14 protein-coding genes, 1 pseudogene and 1 riboswitch are annotated in these 15,749 nt (G+C 40.1%); of the genes and pseudogenes, 13 read left to right on the top strand and 2 right to left on the bottom strand.

Going from position 1 to position 15,749, the window contains the following annotated elements; translation table 11 throughout:
• Nucleotides 1-211 precede the first annotated feature (211 nt).
• The 11 genes from HED67_RS11345 (at nt 212) to HED67_RS11395 (ending at nt 12,304) form a co-directional block, all read left to right on the top strand.
• Entirely contained in the window at nt 212-583 is a 372-nt protein-coding gene (locus HED67_RS11345; protein WP_015560144.1) for a type II toxin-antitoxin system PemK/MazF family toxin, read from the top strand.
• 97 nt (nt 584-680) lie between these two features.
• Entirely contained in the window at nt 681-833 is a 153-nt protein-coding gene (locus tag HED67_RS11350; RefSeq protein ID WP_015560145.1) for a hypothetical protein, read from the top strand.
• A gap of 52 nt (nt 834-885) precedes the next feature.
• A complete protein-coding gene (locus tag HED67_RS11355) occupies nt 886-2,562 on the top strand; it encodes a recombinase family protein (RefSeq protein ID WP_173770128.1) in 1,677 nt (558 codons plus the stop codon).
• 274 nt (nt 2,563-2,836) lie between these two features.
• Entirely contained in the window at nt 2,837-3,268 is a 432-nt protein-coding gene (locus tag HED67_RS11360; RefSeq protein ID WP_221718362.1) for a hypothetical protein, read from the top strand.
• A gap of 46 nt (nt 3,269-3,314) precedes the next feature.
• Nucleotides 3,315-4,133: a hypothetical protein gene (locus HED67_RS11365; protein WP_221718363.1), complete on the top strand. Its 819-nt coding sequence runs from the start codon at nt 3,315-3,317 to the stop codon at nt 4,131-4,133.
• A gap of 69 nt (nt 4,134-4,202) precedes the next feature.
• A complete protein-coding gene (locus HED67_RS11370; protein WP_221718364.1) occupies nt 4,203-4,652 on the top strand; it encodes a hypothetical protein in 450 nt (149 codons plus the stop codon).
• A 122-nt stretch (nt 4,653-4,774) separates the two neighbouring features.
• Nucleotides 4,775-4,850, top strand: a riboswitch (cyclic di-GMP riboswitch).
• Nucleotides 4,851-4,978: 128 nt separating this feature from the next.
• Complete coding sequence (locus HED67_RS11375; protein ID WP_221718365.1) at nt 4,979-7,606, top strand: hybrid sensor histidine kinase/response regulator; 2,628 nt, start codon at nt 4,979-4,981, stop codon at nt 7,604-7,606.
• Entirely contained in the window at nt 7,596-10,820 is a 3,225-nt protein-coding gene (locus tag HED67_RS11380; RefSeq protein ID WP_221718366.1) for a hybrid sensor histidine kinase/response regulator, read from the top strand. The genes HED67_RS11375 and HED67_RS11380 overlap by 11 nt, the downstream gene beginning before the upstream one ends.
• Before the next feature lie 376 nt (nt 10,821-11,196).
• Entirely contained in the window at nt 11,197-11,553 is a 357-nt protein-coding gene (locus tag HED67_RS17725; protein WP_221718401.1) for a hypothetical protein, read from the top strand.
• Nucleotides 11,554-11,666: 113 nt separating this feature from the next.
• Nucleotides 11,667-11,975 carry a type II toxin-antitoxin system RelB/DinJ family antitoxin gene (locus HED67_RS11390; protein WP_221718367.1) on the top strand — a complete coding sequence of 103 codons (309 nt, stop codon included), beginning with the start codon at nt 11,667-11,669 and terminating at the stop codon, nt 11,973-11,975.
• Entirely contained in the window at nt 11,972-12,304 is a 333-nt protein-coding gene (locus HED67_RS11395; protein WP_023923142.1) for a type II toxin-antitoxin system RelE/ParE family toxin, read from the top strand. Before HED67_RS11390 ends, HED67_RS11395 begins: the two co-directional genes overlap by 4 nt.
• Nucleotides 12,305-12,493: 189 nt before the next feature.
• Here HED67_RS11395 and HED67_RS11400 read toward each other — a convergent pair whose 3' ends face one another.
• The gene (locus HED67_RS11400; protein ID WP_221718368.1) at nt 12,494-13,159 is read right to left on the bottom strand and encodes an electron transfer flavoprotein subunit alpha/FixB family protein; all 666 of its coding nucleotides are present in this window, start codon (nt 13,157-13,159) and stop codon (nt 12,494-12,496) included.
• Nucleotides 13,160-13,622: 463 nt separating this feature from the next.
• On the opposite strand from HED67_RS11400, the pseudogene HED67_RS17665 reads away from it, so the two are divergent.
• Nucleotides 13,623-13,819, top strand: a pseudogene (locus HED67_RS17665) (acyl-CoA dehydrogenase family protein); the annotation flags it as partial.
• Nucleotides 13,820-13,882: 63 nt separating this feature from the next.
• Nucleotides 13,883-14,407, top strand: coding sequence for an acyl-CoA dehydrogenase family protein (locus tag HED67_RS17415; RefSeq protein WP_330656578.1), 525 nt, complete (start codon nt 13,883-13,885; stop codon nt 14,405-14,407).
• A 56-nt stretch (nt 14,408-14,463) separates the two neighbouring features.
• Here the strand turns inward: HED67_RS17415 and HED67_RS11410 are convergent, their stop codons facing one another.
• Complete coding sequence (locus tag HED67_RS11410; RefSeq protein WP_221718369.1) at nt 14,464-15,540, bottom strand: ABC transporter substrate-binding protein; 1,077 nt, start codon at nt 15,538-15,540, stop codon at nt 14,464-14,466.
• Nucleotides 15,541-15,749 lie beyond the last annotated feature (209 nt).

The raw sequence follows: 15,749 nt of genomic DNA on the forward strand, positions 1-15,749 counted from the left end.
GTCAGTTCGCTGCTGACCATTTGGCGACTTCCCATAGCATTTCGGGGTGTCGAGGACAAATTGAAATGCTCCTATCATATCAGCCAAACGAAAGGCGGTCATAAGAACAGAGATTTTGTTTATATTCTCCCGACCTTAAATACTTCCTTACGTTTGGCTGCCTACATAGGCAGAACATACCTGCCTAAATAAAATTGGGAGGTCAAACATAATGGAAAGAAAATTCAAGCGTGGAGATATTTACTACGCAAACTTAAATCCCGTTATCGGCTCGGAGCAAGGCGGAACAAGACCTGTACTTATCATTTCAAACGATGTCGGTAATAAGCACAGTCCTACGGTCATTGTCGCACCCATCACAAGCCGAATACACACCAAAGCAAAATTGCCGACGCACACTTTAATCAATGATTTTGAAGGTTTGGATAAGAACTCAATCATTTTGCTTGAACAGGTAAGAACGATTGATAAGCAGCGACTAAGGCAGTATTTGGGAATGATACCAGACGATATAGTGGCAAGGGTTGATAAGGCTCTTGCCATTAGTGTTGCATTGGAGAAAATGAAGGCAACAGATGTGTAAAAGGGACGAGAACGATAAATTTGCACATTGGTAAAAATGCGGCTGTATTTCTATAATTTAGAGTACAGCCGCTTGTTTTATAGCGGAGGTACTCATTATGGGAAATGAAAACTATATCCAAAATCCAGAATTGCAAAATGAACAGATGAAAGATGAAAACGAAGTATTTAATTCATTTATCAATGTTATGGTGCAGATAGTTGAAAAATACGGAAAGACAGTTTTGCAAGAATTGGATTGTGCTGCGTAAGTTACGCAGCCTTACATATCACATTTCCCTATAAAATTATGGAGGTGGTACGATGAACAGAGAAGGAAAGAAATGTGTCCTGTATCCGAGAGTAAGTACCGAAATGCAGGTAGACGGATATAGCCTTGAAGGACAAAAAAACGGATTAAAACGATTTGCTGACCGAGAAGAAATGGAAATTGTCGGTATCTATGAGGATGCAGGTAAATCAGGAAAATCTATTGAAGGACGACCTGCATTTAAGAAAATGCTTTCCGATATAAAAAACGGATTGGAGATAGACTATATTCTGGTTTATAAACTTTCCCGTTTCGGAAGAAATGCAGCGGATATTCTAAATTCATTAGAGTTTGTACAATCTTATGGAATAAATCTTATTTGTATTGAAGAAGGAATTGACTCGTCACAGACAAGTGGAAAACTTTTAATCTCTGTTTTGTCTGCGGTTGCAGAAATAGAAAGAGAAAATATCATTGAACAGACAATGAATGGACGGAGAGAAAAAGCACGACAAGGTGGGTGGAATGGTGGATTTGCACCATACGGATATTATCTGAAAGACAATCAGCTCTTGATAGAAGAAACGGAAGCTGAAGCAATCAGAATTATATTTGATAAATTTGCTAATTCTGATATAGGACTTGGCGGAGTAGCAAAATATCTTAATCTTCAAGGTATAAAGAAGATACCTCGTCAGAACGGCACATTGGAAACTTGGAGCAGTCATTTTATACGGTTGATATTAGACAATCCTGTTTATTGTGGAAAGATTGCTTATGGCAGAAGAACACGAGAAAAGGTAAAAGGTACAAAAAATGAATATAAGCAGGTTCATGCAGAGGATTACATTCTGGAAGATGGACAACATGAAGGAATTATCAGCGAGGAATTGTGGCAAAAGGTTCACGCAAAGCGTATGGCAACAGGAATTAAACAGCCATCCAAAATCGGTAAGGATAGGTCACACCTTTTGACGGGGATATTAAAGTGTCCCCTTTGTGGAAGTTCAATGTATACGAACAAACACGCTTGGACAAATAAAGATGGCACATACAAAGAGGTTTACTATTATATTTGCGGCAGAAATAAGCAGGAACGAGGACATCATTGTGACTATAAGGCATCTCTGAGAAAAACAGATATTGAGCCACTTGTAATTGAAGCTGTTAAGGAATTGGTAAGCGATAAGTATTTTGCAAAAGAGATTGAAAAGCGTATTGGCGTACAGACCGATACAACAGCTATTGATAAGGAACTTGCCAATTACGAGAGTAAACTGAAAGAAGTTGATTTGAACAAAGCACGTCTGGAGAGAGAAATTGATAATCTGCCTGTTGATACCCGCTTCAGAGAAAGAAAAATTCACGATATGACTTTAAGACTTGATGCCTTGTATGATACGATTGTAGAGTTGGAAGAACGGATTGAAGATGCAAAGCTGAGAAAAAGTTCTATCGAAATGGAAACAATCACTCTGGACAATATTTACAAGCTTATGCTGAATTTCGGAAAGCTCTATGATATAATAAGTGACGAGGAAAAGAAAAGCCTTATTACTTATCTCATAAAAGAAATTCAGATATATCCAAACGGGGAGTCAGAGCAGCCTTTGAAGTCGATAGAGTTTAATTTCCCAATATATCGGGATGGTCAAGAGGTAAGGCGGCTTTTGTGGGAAAAAGGTAATACCGTTGAGACAGTAGTATTGATGTCAAGGAAAGATAAATAAGTGCCAGAAAGCGGCGTATTTCCGGGCTTTTTCGGAAGTTGGGATGTAAAGCCCCGACATCTGAAAAGACCCGGTTTTCTTATATGGAAACATATCCACGGCAAAATGTGTGTCAGGTTGTAACCTCGGATTAGATGTCGCGATTTGAGACAGTGGATTAGATGTCACGGATTTTGGAATGAATTTTGGAAAACAGAAAGGGCTGACAACCAATCCGGCAACTCGACCATTTTGGGTGGTTGCAGGCAGTGGAATAGATGTGAGGAGATAGGGCATGAAAACAAAGAAAATTGTTATAAAAAGCACATCTGGATTTTGCCCCGTAGATTATGCTTATAACGATAAATTGACTATAACAGCCAATTCTATCGCGTATGAATATAAGCCTTATCTTGAGAGTGACAATTCGCTCAATGTGCGCAGGAAGTGGTCCTATAAAACGACGAACAGTATTTTCAGCTCGGCGTTTGAGAAGATCGCTGTGGCTGTTAATGAGATATTAAGTCGCGATCAAAAGGCTATGTATTGCGACAGTGGCAATATAGATTTTATCGTTACATATGATGATGGAAATAAGGTAGCGCGTGAATTGGGAGTACCGGCTGATGAATTTGCTGATTGCTTCAAAATCATCCAGGAAATTATTCCGGTGACTGAGGATGTCCCCGAGGCAATCAGAATTAGTGAAGATTATGATGATGAGTAAGGCCTCGCGAAAAATACAAATGCTATAAAGAAAGGAGGCGTGTTAAATGGCTGATATTGTTAAAACTGTAAAGAATGAAATGACATTCGAGAAGATTCTTGCAGCGGCAATGCATACACCTGGTGTGAAAATAAATCGAGAAAAGTTTCTTCGGAAGGAACTGATAAGATATTGCTCAGAAGATATTATTGCTGAGGCAATAAAGAATAATCCAGCAAAGGCTGGGATTTCAAAAGAGTTAGTTAATAAAATCTCGAAGCAGGTGATTAACTATGAAGCAACAAAAGTTACTACACTTTCTGTTGCAGCAAGTATACCAGGCGGAGCGGCGGCATTCGGAGCTGCAGCAGCAGATATTACATCATACTTTGCTTTCATTCTCAGGACAGTGCAGGAATTAGCGTATTTGTATGGATTTGAGCAGTTCAATCTTAATGAGGATGATGTGGATTCTGAAACAATGAACTATTTACTTATTTTTATGGGTGTGATGTTTGGCGTACAAGGTGCCACGGGTGTTCTCAAGAAATTAGCTGATGTACTGGCAAAAAACATTGCTAAGAAGTTGGCTCAAAAATCTTTAACTAAGGGTGTGGTTTATCCGATTGTAAAGAAGGTTGCACTAAGTGTTGGCATCCGTATGACGAAGCAAATCTTTGCTGATGGCGTGGCATCAGCTGTTCCAATATTAGGAGGTGCACTTTCCGGCGGATTGACGTTTGCAATGTTTAAACCTGGCTGTATGAAATTGAGAAAAAATCTTATGTCATATAATCTTTGTGATCCGGAGTACTATAAAGACAGCATTGATGCAGACTATACAGCAGAAACTGAGGTCGATGAAGAACATATTGAATATCAATAAAGTTAAACAAGGAGAAAAATAACAAAAATGCCCTCCCGGCCATCATGGTCGAGAGGGTTTCGTGCGTCTATGGGATTATCCTTCAATATCAATTTTCAGTCCGGACTTAAGCTCTACAGTGAAGTGGTCCTCCCAGGCGGTGATCCGCTCAAGCCAACGTTTCACCAGGGCCTCGTCGAAGGCTTCCAGGTGTGCCGGATGTTGCTTTATGAAATCCTGCAGTTCATTGATGCGGGCAATCTGTGCGTCCCTGGCAGCAGTGTCAACCGTGCATTTTTCTCGCTGTTCTCGGAGTTTGAAGATCTCGTCGGCAACCTCATCATAGGCCTCTTTGTTATTGGCCTTTTTAAGAAGTTCTTTCTGAAGCTCCTGAAGTTTTTCGTCGATCCCATCAGAGGTATTTTACTGAGCGCTTCGGATCACCTTTGCAATAATGTCGGAAAGCCGTGTGAGGGAGAACCTCATGCACGGTTTGATGAGGGGCGGATGAAAATTTCATCCGCCTACTCTACCATTTAAACAATTTAAAGAATGAGAATAAGTTGGATTTGCTATTTATATGAACTTATTGTGTGAAATGCACATTGACACGCTTTTGTGGGGGAGGGTATAATAAAACGAATTGTGCTTCCAAAAGAAAATACATATTTTAGCAAAACAGATGAAAGTCTGTGACGCAAAGCTATAGGGCCTGTAAAATGGCAGCCAGTTGCATATGAAATAGCAAAGGGATACTATGGTTAATTAGTAGTTTCTTTGCTTTTTATTATGGTTTAGCTTATCTGAATAGAGTAACAGAGAAAAGAAATAGAAAGATTAAGTAAAAAAGATAATGGAGATTAAAGATGATAAAAAAGGAGACTGACAGGCAGAACTACAGTATCCTTGCAGGAGAAGGAGCTATTCTGCGGATTTTAAAAGAAATTGACAAAGCCAAAAATAGCGAGAGTATTGGAGCAGGAATTCAGAAACTCCTTGAAGTTCTTGGCAATTATGGAAATGCAGATCGAACTTATCTTTTTGAAACGGTTCATACACCAGAGACATTTACAAATACCTATGAGTGGTGTGCAGAGGGAATTACAGCTCAAAGAGATAATCTTCAGGATGTGAAATTTGAAGAAATGCCATGTTGGGTGAAAAAGTTCAGGCAAGGAGAAAGCGTTGTCGTAAACAATATAGAGGACATATGCCACACTATGCCTTTGGAATATGAACTTTTAAAAATGAAGGCGATAAAGTCAGTGGTTGTTTTGCCGCTTTTTCATGGCTCCTACCTGACTGGTTTTTTAGGGCTGGACAATCCATATATCCAGGAAAACGAAAATTTTATATTTTTCCTTGAACTGATCGGAGCACATCTTGGCAGTGCATTGGTTAATACACTTGTAGAACAGAATCTTAAACAAAAAACCAAAGAACTGGAGCACAAAAACATGTTTCTCGACACGCTCTGTCAGGAGTATACATCTGTATATTATGTAGATTTAGATGCAGGTGTTGGGGAAGTAATAAAGGTTGATTCGGGTGCGAATGCTGCAAAATTTATAAAAGCTCCCAATAAAACGATGATTGCATATATGCCAATGTTAAAAGCATATGCAGAGAGTTATGTGATTGAAGAAGACAGAGATTATTTTCTGGCAAGACTGGAAACACATGCTTTAAAAGAAGAACTTTTGAAAGAAGAACGGGTGTCGTTTCGCTACAGAAGTCTTCCGAATAGTAAAACACATAAAAATTTTGAAGTACATGCGATTCGGGCAAACGGAACAGACCAGAATAGTTTTGGTATTATGGTAGCGTTTCGTTATGTAGATGATATTATAAAGCAGGAACAGAAAATACAGAAGGCTTTAGAAAAAACCTTGGAAGAATCAAGAATCAGCAACAGTATTGTTTCTGCCATTGGGAAAATATATTTTTCTTTGTATCGAATTGTTCTTGAGAATGATCAGTATGAAGAAATATCAGCAGAACAGGAAATTCATCGTTTGACAGGTAAAGTCGGACTTGCTTCAGAAAAAATGAAGGAGATCTGTGATAATTTTGTTTGTCAGGAACATTACGATATGGTTTTGAAATTCTTTGATTTGTCTACTCTTGCGGACAGATTGAAGAATGATGATACAACGGCATTAGAGTATAAGGCAAAAGACGGAAACTGGCATTTAGCACGTTTTATTGTAAAAATAAGGAATGAAGAAGGCAGGGCAATTCATGTTCTGTATGTGACACGCATAATCAGTGAAACAAAACGCAGAGAAGAAAGCCTTGCACTAATGGCAGAACGTGCAAAAAGAGAAAGCGAAGCAAAAACTGATTTTCTGTCACGGGTTTCTCACGACATACGGACACCGATGAATGCAGTTCGTGGATTTACGAAAATTGCAAGAGAAAATATCGACAATAAAGAAAAAGTGCGTTATGGTCTGAATCAGATTGATATTGCAAGCAACTATCTTCAACAGATTGTTAACGATGTATTGGATTTAAGCCGAATCGAAAAAGGAAAGCTAAATATTTTGATGGAGGAGATGAGTGTGTCTGAGGTGTTTTCACAGTTCCGGGATACCATACTGGAAGTGATGCCGGATAAGCACCAGCAAATCTCATGCAGACTGAAAAATATAGAATATGACAGAATCATTCTGGATGAACTTCGTCTGAAACAAATTTACATGAACCTTCTTTCAAATGCGATAAAGTATACGCCAGATGGCGGTCAGATTGTTTTTGAAGTAAAACAGGAGAAGAGTGACAGAAAAGGTTATATTCGTCTGGTATCTGTCATTCAGGATAGCGGAATAGGAATGACGAAGGAATACATGGAGAAAATGTATGATCGTTTTTCAAGGGCTGTGGATACCAGAGTGAATCAGATTAGAGGAAGCGGATTGGGACTCTCTGTGGTAAAGGAACTAACAGTACTTATGGGGGGAACTATTACAGCGAAAAGTGCTGTTGGAGGGGGTACAGTCTTTACTGTCTCATTTGATGTTGAATATATAAAAGAAGCGAAAGAAAAAATATCAGCTAAACCAGAAAAAAAGTTTAATAAGCTTAAAAGGATACATCTGCTGGTGGCAGAAGATAATGATTTAAACTATGAAGTGGAACAGGAATTGCTTGGAATGTATGGAATTACATGTGAAAGGGCAGAAAATGGCAAGATTTGTGTAGATAAATTTCACAGAGCAGCGCCAAAAACATATGACGCAATTCTCATGGATATGCAGATGCCCGTCATGGATGGAATAGATGCTACAAAGCATATTCGCCAGATGGATTCAGAAAGTGCTGAAATTCCGATCATTGCTGTGACTGCCAATGCTTTTAAGAGTGATGAAGAATATTGTGCTGAAGCAGGAATGAATGCTCATCTTTCAAAGCCTTTTGATATAAATAAACTAATGGAAGTACTTACATCCCTGTTGGACTTAGAATATACGGAGGATGAAAATGTTCAATAAAGAAAAGCAAAGTGAAAATAATATCTTTTCACTGGATAATACAAAGTTAAATGAAAACTGTCAAAAAATCGTACAGGATGCAGTGAGCGAACTGGATATTGTTGGATTCATGACAGGATATTATGATGAGAATCTTACAATCACACAGGTCAGTTCACACATGTTGAAGAATCTGGGATATACGTTTGAAGAATTTCAAAAGAAAACATCAGGTTCTCTGAGAAATCTTTTCTATGGAGAATACCAGACCTTTCTTGAACACGGCAGGTTCCAGCACCTTCAAGGGTGTGGGGAAGGACAGATGCTAATGAGCGATGGCACACCTGTATTTGTCCGTATGTGCAAGAAAGATGCTATAGCAGATGATGGAAAGCAGGTATGGGTATTGTCTGTTCAGATTGACTGGATGCAGCAGAATCTGAAACTGATCAATAACGTGATTCATTCGGGGATGTGGCATTTTGATTGTGACAAAAGCGGAAATATTAAGGAAGTGTACTGGAGTCATGAGTTTCGCACGATGCTTGGGTATCATGACATTCTTGATTTCCCAAATAAACTGGAATCGTGGTCAGATTTGTTACATCCAGAAGATAAGGAAGCAACACTTACACTGTTAGAGCAAGCAATTCAAGACAAAACAGATAGTGTGAAATATGACTGTGAATACCGCTTGAAGATGAAAGATGGTTCCTATCAATGGTTCCGGGCAAATGCCGAGACAACCAGACGTCTGGACGGAACAGTACGTCTTATTGTCGGTACATTCATAAATATTGACAAGAGAAAGCAGAGCGAGATGAAAGCACAGAGAAATGAGGCATTTCATCGTGCCTATACAGAGGGAAATATCTGCGAGTATTATGTAAATCTAAAGGATAATTCTTTTGAGTCACTAAAAGTAGAGGATTCTCTTCTGGAGATTTTTGAAAAGAGCCATACATGGGATGAACTGATTCAGGCATACCTGGATAATTATGTTGTTGATGAGGACAAGGAAGCGGTTTCTCATTTTTACAACCGTAATTTTATTGTTGAAAAACTGAGTGAAGGTTCAAAAGAAATCACTCTTGAATGCAGAATACGGATAAAAGGTGAGGAACGTTTGGTTCGCAACGTCCTTATGAGAGGAGAAAAAAATGACGGTTCCCGTTATGCAATGATTTTTGTCCGGGATATTACAGAAGCCAGAAAAGAAATGGAAAACATATTGGAGCTGACACGTAAGAATGATGTGATGGATCTGCTTCTTCAGGGAACAATGCGTCTGGTCAATCGTTTTGCTATGTGCAATCTGGAAGATGATACTTATAAGTTTTATAGTCTGCACGGAAAAAAGCCACCATACGATGCTTACGGAACATATCATGACCTGATCAGGAGGATTGCATCCCGCTATAAAGTGGTGGCAAAGGATGAAACGATTGACAAAGTCATTTCAGCAGACCATATCCGTGGCATGATTAGAAGTATGGATGATATTTATAAGCTGGAATATTGTACGGAAGATGAAAAGAATTTTAAGAGCATGGCTTTCATTCCTTTGTCTTGGAAAGACGGAGTACTTGAAAAGGTGCTGTTGATCTCACAGGATACCACTCAGGAAAAACTTGCGGAGATAGAATCGAGGGTTGCTTTGAAGGAAGCTTATGAAGCGGCTAACAAGGCAAACAGGTCAAAGACAGAGTTTTTATCAAATATGTCTCATGATATTCGGACTCCGATGAATGCAATCGTTGGTATGACAGCCATTGCCGGAGCAAATATTGATCATCAAGATCGTGTGATTGATTGCCTTGGAAAAATAACCAAGTCGAGCCGTCATCTGCTTGGTTTGATTAATGAAGTACTGGATATGTCACGCATTGAAAATGGAAAGATCGAACTGACGGAAGAAGACTTTAATCTGGATGAACTGGTAGATAACTTGATCGCAATGACACGTTCCGAGATTGAAGCTCACCATCATAATTTTGAAGTACAGCTCAACAAAATTGAACATGAATATGTAAGAGGAGACAGTTTAAGAGTACAACAGATATTTACTAATATTATGGGTAATGCCATCAAATATACCCCAGATGGCGGCAAGATACTGTTTTCTATTACGGAAAAGCCTACCACTTCCCTGGATATAGGATGCTATGAGTTTGTGATTCAAGACAACGGTATGGGAATGAGCGAGGAATTTCAAAAGGTTATGTTTGACCCGTTTACTCGTGAAGATGATAAACGCATCAGCGAAATCCAAGGAACCGGTTTGGGAATGGCAATCACAAGAAATATCGTCAATATGATGAATGGAAACATTAAGGTAGAAAGCAAGCTGGGAAAGGGAAGCAGATTTACCGTTACTATTTTCCTTCGTCTGCGGGATGAAAAGTCAGAGACTATTGATGAACTGGTCAACTTGCCCGTGCTGGTTGTGGATGATGATAAGACATGCTGTGAAGGAACAGTGGCTACTCTTAATGAGATTGGAATCGACGGAGAGTGGGTACTGTCAGGAAAAGAGGCAGTAGAGCGTGCGGTGAAACGTCATGAGAATGGCAATGATTATTTTGTATATATTATTGACTGGCAGATGCCGGGAATGGATGGAATTGAAACAACAAGGCAGATACGCCAAAAGATAGGACCTGATGTTTCTGTCATTGTTCTGACGTCCTATGATTATACAAAAATCGAAGAAGAAGCCAAAGCAGCAGGAGTAGATGAATTCATTTCAAAACCGTTGTTCCGCTCAAGACTTACCGCAGCACTGCAAAAGATAATATCCGGAAAGCCGAGTCAGGATGCAAGAGATTACCTGAAAAATATCGCTGCAAGTGATTATACAGGAAAGAAAATCCTTTTGGTGGAAGATAATGAACTGAACAGAGAAGTTGCAGCTGAGATCATAGGTATGACAGGTGCTGAGATTGAAACGGCTGTAAATGGAAAAGAAGCTGTAGATAAGGTAGCAGATCATCCAAATGGATATTATGATTTGGTCTTTATGGATGTGCAGATGCCGATTATGAATGGGTATGAGGCGGCTACAGCTATCCGTTCCCTGCCTAAACACAAAGGTGAGCTGTTGCCAATCGTTGCAATGACGGCAAATGCATTTACGGAGGATGTGATACTTGCAAAGAGTGCAGGAATGAATGAACATATTGCGAAACCTCTTGATATGGAAAAATTGAACAGAATGTTGCACGAATGGATGTAAGCCACGATAATAAAAAATCAACTTTCAGATGACTGATAATTGAGAGGAAAAGGAAATAACTATAAGTAGAGTGTATAGAGAAATCTATATGCTCTATTTTTTGCCCATTTTTAGAAAAAAAGTGATTAAAAAACGATTGACGTTTTGTTACTGGAGTAGCAGAATTTTGTAAGGTTTATGAGCTGCTGTAGCAGGTCGTGGGACTCCATAAGTGCAAGTTCGTTATGCTGGCTGCGGATAGAGATTGCTTTTTTTAAAGCAGTTGCAGCGTCAGAAGGTTTTTTCATCAGCACATAAATATTAGACAAATTATTATACAGGTTAGAGAGCAGATTTAGTTTGCAAGAAAATATGCTTTCAGTAGTATCACCGATGTATGTTCGAGAACATTGCGTATGTGATGGCAAAGCATGCAGATGCTAATATCCCAGATACACCGGAAGAGTGGTTGGACGGATTTAATACATTCTCCATTTATCAGGTGCTTCCACAGCTTATTGAACTTTGGGGACTTAATGTTCAAACGGATGTAAGTGCTAAAAAAGTTCGTCCAACAGATCGCCCGATGACAACACCTTTATTTTTGCTTCGTTGCGTACAGCTGGGGATTAGTATCCTAGACCGGGATTTGCTTACCATTGGCCTCGTGAATGATATGTATGCTGAAAACAGCAGCGATGATTACAAAGGATATAAGGAAGTGGCGACTCAGGAGGACTTCGACAAATTTTAATCAACTGGTAGATTTTGGAGTATGAACAATTTGTAAAATATTGATTTTGTATTGCTTTTGTCCGGACAAATGGATATAATATAGTTAGAAAGAACTCGAAGGGAGTGTTTACTATGGCAACAAAATCAGCAAATTTATACGCACGCATAGAGCCTGATGTAAAAGAACAGGCAGAAAGAATCTTAGCAGCATTAGGAATTCCTGCATCCAATGCAATAAATATGTTTTACAAACAAATTATTCTTCAAAGAGGACTTCCTTTTGAAGTGAAAATGCCATCCGCTCGTCCTGTAGACGTTAGTGCATTATCAGAAGCACAGATGAATGCAGAACTAGAGAAAGGATATGCGGATATGCAGGCTGGTCGTACTAGATCAGCAAAATCTGTTTTTGCTGATATCCGCAAGGATTACAGTTTATGATTTATGATATCGAGATTTCAGATCAGGCCGAGATAGACCTTCGTGGAATCTTCGAATACATTGCTTTTGAACTGCAGGCACCAGAAAATGCAAGTGGTCAGCTTGATAGGCTTGAAGCATGTATTATGGATCTTGATCATATGCCGAAGAGATATCGACAATATGAGTTGGAACCATGGAAAAGTCGAGGGCTACGCGTAGCGCCAGTAGACAATTATCTCGTTCTATATATTCCGGATGATGATACACAAGTGGTTACGATCATCCGTGTCATGTACGGTGGAAGAGATGTAGATACGCAATTAAACAGATTTACAAAAACAAAATAATTTGATAGCATCAATCATAATTGAGTGTCTGAAACGCTCCGGTCTGGAAATCAAGGATATTAAGCAGTTTATGGACTGGTGTGTGGAGGGAGCAGCTACTTATCCCCAATGAAAAGAACTGTTTGAGAAACAAAAGAAATCATTGAAAAATATAAAAAGCGCCGTTGATTTATAATCAGTCCTTTGTTATCAAACCGCCAGAATCTGCAGCAGATTACGGATAATGGAGTTGGCGTCCCCTCGGATGCCGTAATCACAATACTGAAAGATTGGCGAATTCAGGTTGGTGTTTACTGCAATGATACATTGACTGTTTTTCATGCCGGCCAGATGCTGGATAGCTCCGGAGATGCCGAAGGCCAGATATACTTTGGGATGAACGAAGCTACCGGTCTGGCCGATTTGTTCTGAAGGCCCTGCCCAGCCGCAGTCAACAACGGGTCTGGAGGCACCCACTGAGGCGTCAAAGAAATCTGCCAGTCTGCGCAATGCTTCAAAGCTCTGTTCATTCATCAGGCCTCTGCCGCCGGCGAAAATGAGTGGAGCGTCTTTGATAGCATTTGACACATTTTCGTGAATAATTTTTCTCACAAAAACAGTTTCACCAGGAGCTGCATGATTCCCTGGGCATTTTTTAGCAGTATTAACGGGAGCAGAGGCAGAAAGTTCTGCGACTTTGACACAGCTCTGAAGTAAATTCTGACGTGGTTCTGTGATGCCGGTGTCTTTGACAACGATGACTGTCGGCTGATCATCAGAAAAAGCATAATGAGAAAATCTTTTGCATAGATACTGCTCATCATCAAACAAATCCGGATTGCTGTATATATTTCTTAATATCACCAAAATATTCATAGGACATTTCACCTTCGGGCAGAGATGCAGATCCTTTTTCATTTCTGAAAAAAATCATATTCATCTGTTGAAATTGACGGGGCGCAATTAGTTCATCGACAAATTTTAGTATGCTAACTAATCAATTCGCGTAAATTGCATTACAATAAAAACAATTCGTCAATCAATTTTTTGCACAAATTTTATTTGAATCTTTTGTAAAAAATTATGTGTTGACTTCCTGGTGTCGGTATGATATATTCAATGCAAATAGTTGGCATGCAAACTATTTGGAACGCGAAATAAAATGCGATGTGAAAAAAGGAACAGAAAGTGAGTAGGGCGTAACTGTCCCCATAACAGTTGCGATGTGAAGGAGGATATTATGAATTTTAAATTAACTGAACAGCAGAAATCCATCTAGGAAGCAGCAAGAAAATTTGCCCAGGAAGAATTACTTCCGGATGTTCTTGAACGAGATGAAAAGAGTGAATTTCCTGTGGAACAGTTCCATAAAGCCGGTGAGCTGGGCTTTATCGGTTTGCCTTATCCGAAAGAATATGGCGGTCAGGGACTTGGTTATATGAATATGCGCTTGCAGTAGAAGAAGTTTCCAAGGTAGATGCTTCCTTTGGTATTGCTTTTTCTGTAACAACTTCTCTTTATGTCGGCAGTGTTTGGAACTCTGATGCGACAGAAGAACAGAAGAAAGCTTTCCTTTCAGAAGTCCTTTCAGGAAAGGCATTGGGCTCTTTTGGCCTGACAGAGCCCAATGCAGGATCTGATGCAGGCGGCTGTATTACAACAGCTGTCAAAGATGGTGATGAATATGTCATCAATGTTTTGAAATGCTTCAATACCAATGGACCTCTTGCAAAATTCCAGTATCTTCAGTTCAAGATGGCTGAACTGGCAGTTAAGATTGAAGCTGCAAAATATATGCTCTATAAGGCAGCAACCGATCATGACACAGGAAAGCCTTACGATCAGTCTGCTGCAAAAGCAAAATATCTCTGTACCAATGTGGCTAGGGAAGTGACAGAAAGGGCTGTATTTCCTAGCACATACAGGCCTTTTTCGTGCATTGGTTCAAAGCATAAAATCCGACATGATGAAAGTAAAAATAATGACTGCTTTTACTTTATCATGTCGGATTTTATTTACGCGAGCAACGAGCCAAAGTCCGTGCTTGCACGAGACTTAGGCGTTGCTAAGCGCCAGTGGCGCTTGTTTAGCAACGACCGAAACGGAGTGAAGAGGCCGCGATAACTTGAGAAACTCGCGGAGCGTGTTTCTCATAGTTCTATAGATGAATAAGAGATTGGCTACTGTTCAATGGCCTGATAATCATCGTCGAGGGTGATGCCCAGATCAGAAGCAATCTGCGGGTTGTAAATGCGTGTCAGACTCTGTGGGTCTTCAACTGGCATTGTAGCCGGATCCTTGCCATTTACAAGAATATCGTAGGCCTGTTCGCCGGCGCGATAACCAATATCATAGAAGTCGATGGAGAGGGAGGCAAGGCCGCAGCCTGTACACTGACTTTCTTCGCCGCAGATGATCGGCACGCCTGCAGGGCGGGCAACAGCATCGATGATGGACTGATTGCTGGATACAACATTATCTGTTGGTACATAGATTACATCACATTCGGAAACACAGTTGTTGGTCACTGACTGCAGATCGTTGGAATCTGAGAAGCTGAAGTCTTTGTGTTTAATATTTAAGTCATCCAGATAAGAGGCAATATGTTCGGCCTGATAAACAGAATTGACTTCGGCCGAGCAGTAGAGGATACCAACCTGTTTCACATCAGGAAAGAGATCAGCGATGATTTGCGCCTGCTGATCCAGTGGTGCCAGATCGTTGGTCCCTGTAACATTGATGCCTGTACAGCCGTTGTCATCCAGTTCAATATCCAGTGCAGCGGCAAAGCTTGTGACAGAAGTGCCCACAACAGGAATCGTGGATGTGGCATTGGCACAGGCCTGAAGGGCAGCTGTAGCGTTGGCCATGATCAGGTCAGAGCCGTTGTTGACAAATTGGTTGGCGATAGTGGCACATGTCTGGGAGTCACCCTGTGCATTCTGAAGGTTGAACTGTACGTGATCCTCTCCTAATAATTTTACCAGAGCATCTTCAAAACCCTGTGTGGCACGATCTAGTGCTTCATGCTGGACTAACTGGCAGATGCCGATCTGATAGACTTTGTCGTCGGCTGCAGTGCCTTCAGTACTGTCTGCAGCAGCTTCGGATGCTGACGCTGAAGCATTTTCTGCAGCTGATTCAGTGGTTGTACCTGCTGCGGGTGAGCCAGTGTTGGAGCCGCAGCCTGCCAGACAACCCATAGCCAAAGCCGTACAGGCAATGGCAGATAACATTTTTCTAATTCCCTTTTTCATTCTTTTCCTCCTACGCAACATCGTATGTGTTGCGTTTTTTAAATTCACCAATGGTTTAAAGCGTAGCACTTTAAACTGGCAAAGTAAATTATAACACCAATCAGAAAATAATTCAACAGAGAAAAATAAGATAACCGGTCTGGTTGAAAATTGTATAACAACACATTGTGTAGTACATAAAAGTGCGATATAATAGACAAAAGATGTAA

Origin of the sequence: Pseudocoprococcus catus (assembly GCF_019734885.1) — a bacterium.
In the GTDB taxonomy this organism is placed as follows: Bacteria; Bacillota; Clostridia; order Lachnospirales; family Lachnospiraceae; genus Coprococcus_A; species Coprococcus_A catus.